We start from the raw sequence: 6,912 nt of genomic DNA, 5'->3' as shown, positions 1-6,912 counted from the left end.
TAAATCGCTATTTTGTTAGCTGAAGTATTGAATTTTCAAGGTGCGAAGCCCATTTTAGGTATGGGAAGTCTTAGTTAATAATAAAGGAGAACATAAAATATGAACGTGACGATTTATACAGATGGTGCAGCCAGAGGCAACCCGGGACCCGGTGGATACGGGGCTGTTCTTGAATATATTGATCCAAAGAATCAGCTGCATGTGAAGGAGTTATCGGCGGGATACCGCAGAACGACCAATAACCGGATGGAGCTTCTTGGCGTGATCACAGCCCTGGAGGCATTGAACCGCCCGTGCAATGTGACCCTTTACTCGGATTCCAAGTATGTGGTGGATGCTTTTAACCAGCACTGGGTAGATGGCTGGGTGAGAAAGGGATGGAAGCGGGGCAAAAACGAGCCGGTAAAGAACGTGGATCTCTGGAAGCGGCTTCTTCAGGCAAAGGCACCTCATGCAGTAAAATTTGTCTGGGTGAAAGGCCATGCAGGTCATCCGCAGAATGAGCGCTGTGATGAACTGGCGACTTATGCAGCAGACAACGGTCCGCTTTTGGAGGATACAGGTGCCGAGTTGTAGGCGGCCGGATTAGGATATTTTCGGAAAATTTTTTGATAAAAGAAAATGATAAAAGCAAAGTGGCTAATAGGAGTCAAAAAAATTAGAGATTACAATAGCAGATGAGTAAAATGATAAGATAGAAAGTGAACTGGAGGAATACAATGATACAATTTCCGGAGAAGTTTCAGGAAAGAATGCAGCAGATGCTTGGTGATGAAGAATATGCGGAATTTTTGAAGAGCTATGATCTGCCTTTCCATAACGGATTAAGAATTAATACATGGAAAACAAAACCCCAGGAACTGCTTCAGCGGATGGGTGTGGATTTGAAGCAGGTACCATGGAATGAGACAGGATTTTATCTTGAGAATAAGAAGCAATTTTCAAAACATCCTTATTATCAAGGAGGGCTTTATTATATTCAGGAGGCCAGCGCCATGCTGCCGGCAAAGCTTGTGAATGCACAGCCTGGGGAGAAGATTCTGGATATGTGTGCGGCACCGGGAGGCAAAAGTACGGCCATCGGTGCAGCCTTAAAGGGTGAGGGCCTGCTGTTATCCAACGATATCAGCAAGTCCAGAGCCAAGGCACTTCTGCGCAATCTGGAGGGCTTTGGCATTATCAACAGTATTGTTGTCAGTGAGTATCCGGAGAAATTATCCAGATATTTCCCGGAATTCTTTGATAAAGTATTGATTGATGCACCGTGTTCCGGCGAAGGCATGTTCCACAAGGAACCTTCTATGACTGAGAGCTGGCTGAGAATGGGATCGGAGGAATACCATAAGCTTCAGATGGAGATTCTGACCTATGGTGCCAAAATGGTCCGTCCGGGCGGCAAATTAATATATTCTACATGTACTTTTTCACCGGAAGAGGATGAGGGCAGCATTGCGTGGTTTTTGCAGGAACATCCGGATTTCCATCTGGTGGAAGTAGACGATGATAAGGATTTATGTGGCTGTCATTGTATTGATCATGGTCATCCGGAATGGGCAGACGGCAATCCTGAACTTACAAAGACAAGGCGTCTCTGGCCGCATCATCTGGAGGGTGAGGGCCATTTTGCAGCTGTGCTTTGCCGTGATGCGGACAGTGAGCCGATGGGCGGCAAAGTGACTTTGGCATCCGTTCCAAAACTGCCGGCGGAGATGGAGAGCTTTTTCCAGTTTTTGGAGACAGAGGGCATTCATTATCCTTTTGACAAGAAACGTCTGCTTGTGCAGAACGGCTATGTGCAGTATATTCCGGAGGGAATGCCGGAGCTGAAGGGACTGCATATTATGCGAAGCGGATGGTTTTTAGGAGAACTCAAGAAGAAGCGTTTTGAACCAAGCGGTGCCTTTGCCAGGGGCCTGACACCGGATGTCTGCGACAAAGTGATCGCTTATCCGGGAGACAGCGAAGAAGTGGTGCGCTATTTGAAATGCGAGACACTGCAGGTGGATCCGAATCTGAAGAACGGCTGGTATCTGATCTGCGTGGATGAATTTGCCCTGGGCTGGGGTAAAGTTTCAAATGGTACGTTGAAAAACAAATACCCATCTGGCTGGCGTCTTGTTTAAGATGTACTTATGCGGAAAGTTTTGAATTAGATAAGCAGCCCGGAAGTTTTTATGAAGCTGGGTTCCGCATCGGAAGAGCAGATTAGGAGGTATATATGAAGACAAGTTTCAGATTGGACAAGTACCTGGCGGATATGTCTGTGGGGACCCGCAGTGAAGTGAAGAATCTGATCAAAAAAGGACTGGTGACGGTGAATGGCGAAGTCATCAGAAAGCCTGAATATAAAGTAGACATTGAAAAGGATGATCTGGTATGCCGGGGAGAGCCTGTTGTTTATCAGACGCTGGTTTATTATATGCTTAACAAGCCGGCGGGGGTTATTTCAGCCACCAATGATCCAAAGCAGCAGACAGTGCTGGATCTGATCACGGATAAGTCCAGAAAGGATTTGTTCCCGGTGGGGCGTCTGGATAAGGATACCGAAGGCCTCTTATTGATCACCAATGACGGAGATCTGGCCCATCAGCTTTTGTCACCTAAAAAGCATGTGGATAAGGTTTACCGTGCGAGGATTGAAGGGCAGGTAACAGCGGAAGATGCAGCGCTATTTGCCAAAGGGCTGGAGATCGATGATGAAGACGGTGCCTGGAGGGCGATGCCTGCCAAATTGAATATTTTATCTTCCGGGCCTGAATCGGAGGTTGAGATTACCATTCGTGAAGGCAAATTTCATCAGATTAAGAGGATGTTCGAGGCCGTAGACAAGAAAGTGGTCTATTTGAAGCGACTGTCCATGGGAAGTCTGAGACTGGATGAGACATTGGCTCTGGGTGAATATCGTGAGCTGACAGAAGATGAAGTGCAGGCATTAAAAGAATCGAAAGGACATACGAATGATGAAGAATGATATAGAGAGACTCCTGGAGGGAAAAAAAGCCGTTATTTTTGATGTGGACGGTACATTGATTGATTCCATGGGGGTCTGGGAAGAAGTGGACAGAATTTATCTGACAAGACACGGCAAACCGATGTCAGAGGATTTGCAGCGCAAACTGGCGGGGCTTAGTATTTTACAGGCTGCTGATTATTTCAGAAATGTGATCGGCATTGATGATCCGCCTGAAAAAATGCTGGCGGAATGGAATGAACTGGCTTTTGAGCAGTACAGACATGAAATTCAGATGAAGCCGGGAGCCGCAAAGTGGTTGTCACTCATTGAAGGGAAAGAACTGCCCATGGCAGTTGCAACCAGCAATACAAGGAAGCTTGCCATGACAGCCCTGCATGCCCAGGATATTGAGCATTATTTTAGAGTGATCATGACAGGTGAAGATGTGGTAAAAGGCAAGCCGGATCCTTTTGTTTATCAGGAGGCAGCCAGACGTCTTGGTGTGAATCCAAAGAATTGTCTTGTATTTGAGGATATTCCGGAGGGCATCCAGGCGGGACTTTCTGCAGGCATGACGGTATGCGCTGTACAGGATGATTTTTCTGATTATCAGATAGAGGAAAAGAAGAAGCTGGCCCATTATTACATCAATTCCTTTGAGGATATTTTTAATAATAAAGTAGAGGTTCTGGCATGATGAGAGAATTTCTTCCGATCAGCCGGGATGACATGAAAAAGCGCGGCTGGGATGAACTGGATTTCGTCTACGTCATTGGTGATGCCTATGTGGACCACCCTTCTTTCGGGCCGGCTATTATCAGCCGTGTGCTGGAGGCCCATGGCTATAAAGTGGGTATTATTTCACAGCCGGACTGGAAAAATGACCAGTCAGTGATGGCACTTGGTGTGCCGAGACTGGGATTTCTTGTTAGTGCCGGCAATATGGATTCCATGGTGAATCATTATACGGTTTCAAAGAAAAGGCGTCATCAGGACGCCTTTACGCCGGGTGGCGTTTACGGCAAAAGACCGGACTATGCGGCGGTTGTCTATGGTAATATGATCCGTCGTGCATGCCCGGAGAAACCGATTATTGTGGGCGGTATTGAAGCCAGCCTTCGAAGACTGGGGCACTATGACTACTGGTCCAACAAAATCCGAAGATCCCTGCTTATTGAGTCATCGGCAGATTTATTGTTGTATGGTATGGGTGAACGTTCAATCGTTGAGGTGGCGGATGCTTTAGACAGCGGGATTGATGTGTCGGATATTACCTGGGTGGCTGGTTCTGTTTTTAAGAGTAAAAAGGCCGAAGATTTTGGTGAAGAAGCTATTATGCTGCCGACATTTGATGAAATTGCCGCTGATAAGCGCAAATATGCCGAAAGCTTTTATATCCAGTATCAGAATACAGACCCATTTTCCGGCAAGCGAATGATTGAAAAGTACGGGGCCCGTATGTACGTGATCCAGAATCCGCCGGCCAAACCTTTAAGCGAGCAGGAAATGGACGATGTCTATGACCTGCCTTATGTGAGAGATTATCATCCGTCTTATAAAGCCCTCGGCGGCGTGCCGGCTATTGAGGAAATTAAATTCAGTCTGGTGAGCAATCGGGGCTGCTTCGGCGGATGCGGTTTCTGTGCCCTGACCTTCCATCAGGGAAGGATCATACAGACCAGAAGTCATGAATCCATTGTAAAAGAAGCAGCAGCTTTGACGAAACGCAAAGATTTTAAGGGCTATATCCACGATGTAGGCGGACCAACGGCAAATTTTAGGCATCCTGCCTGTAAACATCAGTTAAAACGCGGCGCCTGTCCGAATAAGCAGTGTCTGTTCCCGAAACCGTGTTCCCAGTTGCAGGCAGATCACAAGGATTATGTGACACTTCTGCGCAAGCTCCGGGCATTGCCGGGAATTAAGAAGGTTTTTATCCGCTCCGGTATTCGTTTTGATTATCTGCTGGCAGATAAGGACAAAACATTCCTGAAAGAATTGTGTCAGTATCATATCAGCGGTCAGCTGAAAGTGGCGCCGGAACATGTCAGTGACGCGGTGCTTGACAAGATGGGCAAACCGCATCATGAAGTATATGTGGATTTTACAAAACAGTATAAGAAGATGAACCAGCGTCTTGGTATGGATCAGTATCTGGTGCCGTATCTTATGTCTTCTCATCCGGGATCTGAATTGAAGGATGCCGTCACTCTGGCTGAATATATCCGGGATCTTGGGTATATGCCGGAACAGGTGCAGGATTTCTATCCGACACCGTCCACTTTATCGACCTGTATGTACTATACAGGGCTTGATCCACGGACCATGACACCGGTTTACGTGCCGAAGGATCCTCATGAGAAAGATATGCAGCGAGCCCTGATCCAGTATCGGGATCCGAAAAATTATCAGTTAGTAAAAGAGGCGCTGATCAAGGCGGGAAGAGAAGATTTAATCGGTTTTGACAGTCGTTGTCTGATACCGCCTAGACCGATGCATCACGGATACGGCAAAGCACCGGCGCAGAACCGCAATGTAAGAACAAACAATGCAAAGAACAATAGCTCACGAAATGGCAAGTTCAGCAGCAGGAACAATAGCAGGAAGCGCACAACTGAAAATATATCAAGAAACACATCTACTAATAGAAAGAAGGGGTCACAGAGTGAAAAAGCTCATCGTCGGCACGAATGAAAGCGGCCAGCGACTGGATAAATATCTGGGGAAAACCCTCAGTGAAGCACCGAAAAGTTTTATTTACAAGATGCTTCGAAAGAAAAACATTACATTAAATGACAAAAAGGCAGACGGCAGCGAAAAGTTGAATGTTGGGGATACAGTCACATTCTGGCTGTCTGATGAAACTTTTGATAAATTTAAAGGCGTCGTAGAGAATATGTCGGCAAAACGATTGCCGAAACCAGAGATTATTTATGAAGATAATCAGATTATTATTATGAACAAGGCACCGGGGGTGCTGTCCCAGAAAGCGGCACAGGAGGATGTGTCCATCAATGAAATGATGATCGGGTGGCTCTTGGAGAGCGGACAGCTCACGAAAGAGATGCTTCAGACCTTTCACCCGTCAGTCTGTAATCGACTGGACCGCAACACAAGCGGACTGATCACCGGCGGCAAGACACTGGCAGCTTTGCAGTTCCTGTCAGAGGGCTTTCGTGATCGTACCATTCACAAATACTATTTCTGTATTGTCGCAGGGAAAGTTACTGAGAAGGTCAGACTTCATGGATATCTGCACAAAGATGAGGCTTCCAATCAGGTAACCATCACAAAAGAAGCCAGACATCAGGCGGATTATATTGAAACGGAATATGAACCGCTGGCAGAGGGAAAAAACTGTACACTGCTGAAGGTTTTTCTGATTACAGGCCGGACTCATCAGATCCGCGCCCATCTGGCAAGCGTTGGACATCCGATCATTGGTGATTATAAATATGGCAGCCCGGAGATGAATATGGCTTTTAAAAAGGAATACGGTATCAAACGTCAGCTGCTGCATGCGGCTATCCTTAAAATGCCGGAATGTCAGCCACCTTTTGATAATTTGTCCGGGAAAATATTTACCGCACCGCTTCCTAAGGATTTTGTACGGGTGATGATGGGAGAGGGAATCTGCTTTAAGAAGGAGTGGATGTCCTGATGGCAACCTGGAATTCCAGAGGACTTCGAGGTTCTCTCCTTGAAGAGCTGATCAACCGAACCAATGAAAAATACAGAGAACAGCATCTGGCATTGATCCAGAAGATTCCGACGCCAATCACGCCGGTGAGAATGGATCAGGAAACAAGAAGGATTACCCTGGCCTATTTTGAACATCGTAGTACGGTGGATTATATCGGTGCAGTACAAGGTATTCCGGTCTGCTTTGATGCCAAGGAATGTCGGACATCCAATTTTCCGATACAGAATATCCATGAGCATCAGGTGGTGTTTATGCG

7 protein-coding genes are annotated in these 6,912 nt (G+C 46.6%); all 7 read left to right on the top strand.

The window, feature by feature from the left end; genetic code table 11:
* Positions 1-99 precede the first annotated feature (99 nt).
* Positions 100-576: a ribonuclease HI gene (rnhA, locus tag WMO25_RS12640; RefSeq protein WP_117539491.1), complete on the top strand. Its 477-nt coding sequence runs from the start codon at positions 100-102 to the stop codon at positions 574-576.
* Positions 577-719: 143 nt separating this feature from the next.
* A complete protein-coding gene (locus WMO25_RS12635) occupies positions 720-2,123 on the top strand; it encodes an RsmB/NOP family class I SAM-dependent RNA methyltransferase (RefSeq protein WP_349085585.1) in 1,404 nt (467 codons plus the stop codon).
* 95 nt (positions 2,124-2,218) lie between these two features.
* Positions 2,219-2,971, top strand: coding sequence for a pseudouridine synthase (locus WMO25_RS12630; RefSeq protein ID WP_349085584.1), 753 nt, complete (start codon positions 2,219-2,221; stop codon positions 2,969-2,971).
* Positions 2,958-3,650, top strand: coding sequence for an HAD family hydrolase (locus WMO25_RS12625; protein WP_349085582.1), 693 nt, complete (start codon positions 2,958-2,960; stop codon positions 3,648-3,650). The genes WMO25_RS12630 and WMO25_RS12625 overlap by 14 nt, the downstream gene beginning before the upstream one ends.
* Positions 3,647-5,647 carry a YgiQ family radical SAM protein gene (locus WMO25_RS12620; protein ID WP_349085581.1) on the top strand — a complete coding sequence of 667 codons (2,001 nt, stop codon included), beginning with the start codon at positions 3,647-3,649 and terminating at the stop codon, positions 5,645-5,647. Before WMO25_RS12625 ends, WMO25_RS12620 begins: the two co-directional genes overlap by 4 nt.
* Positions 5,619-6,614 (top strand): RluA family pseudouridine synthase, encoded by a 996-nt coding sequence (locus tag WMO25_RS12615; protein ID WP_349085579.1) that lies wholly within the window; start codon positions 5,619-5,621, stop codon positions 6,612-6,614. Before WMO25_RS12620 ends, WMO25_RS12615 begins: the two co-directional genes overlap by 29 nt.
* A partial coding sequence (locus tag WMO25_RS12610) for a Holliday junction resolvase RecU (protein WP_349085578.1) occupies positions 6,614-6,912 on the top strand: 299 nt, incomplete at its 3' end. The genes WMO25_RS12615 and WMO25_RS12610, both read left to right, overlap by 1 nt.

The organism is Coprococcus intestinihominis (assembly GCF_040096555.1).
GTDB classification, from domain to species: Bacteria; Bacillota; Clostridia; order Lachnospirales; family Lachnospiraceae; genus Coprococcus_A; species Coprococcus_A intestinihominis.
This window is presented reverse-complemented; position numbering and strand designations above follow the sequence as displayed.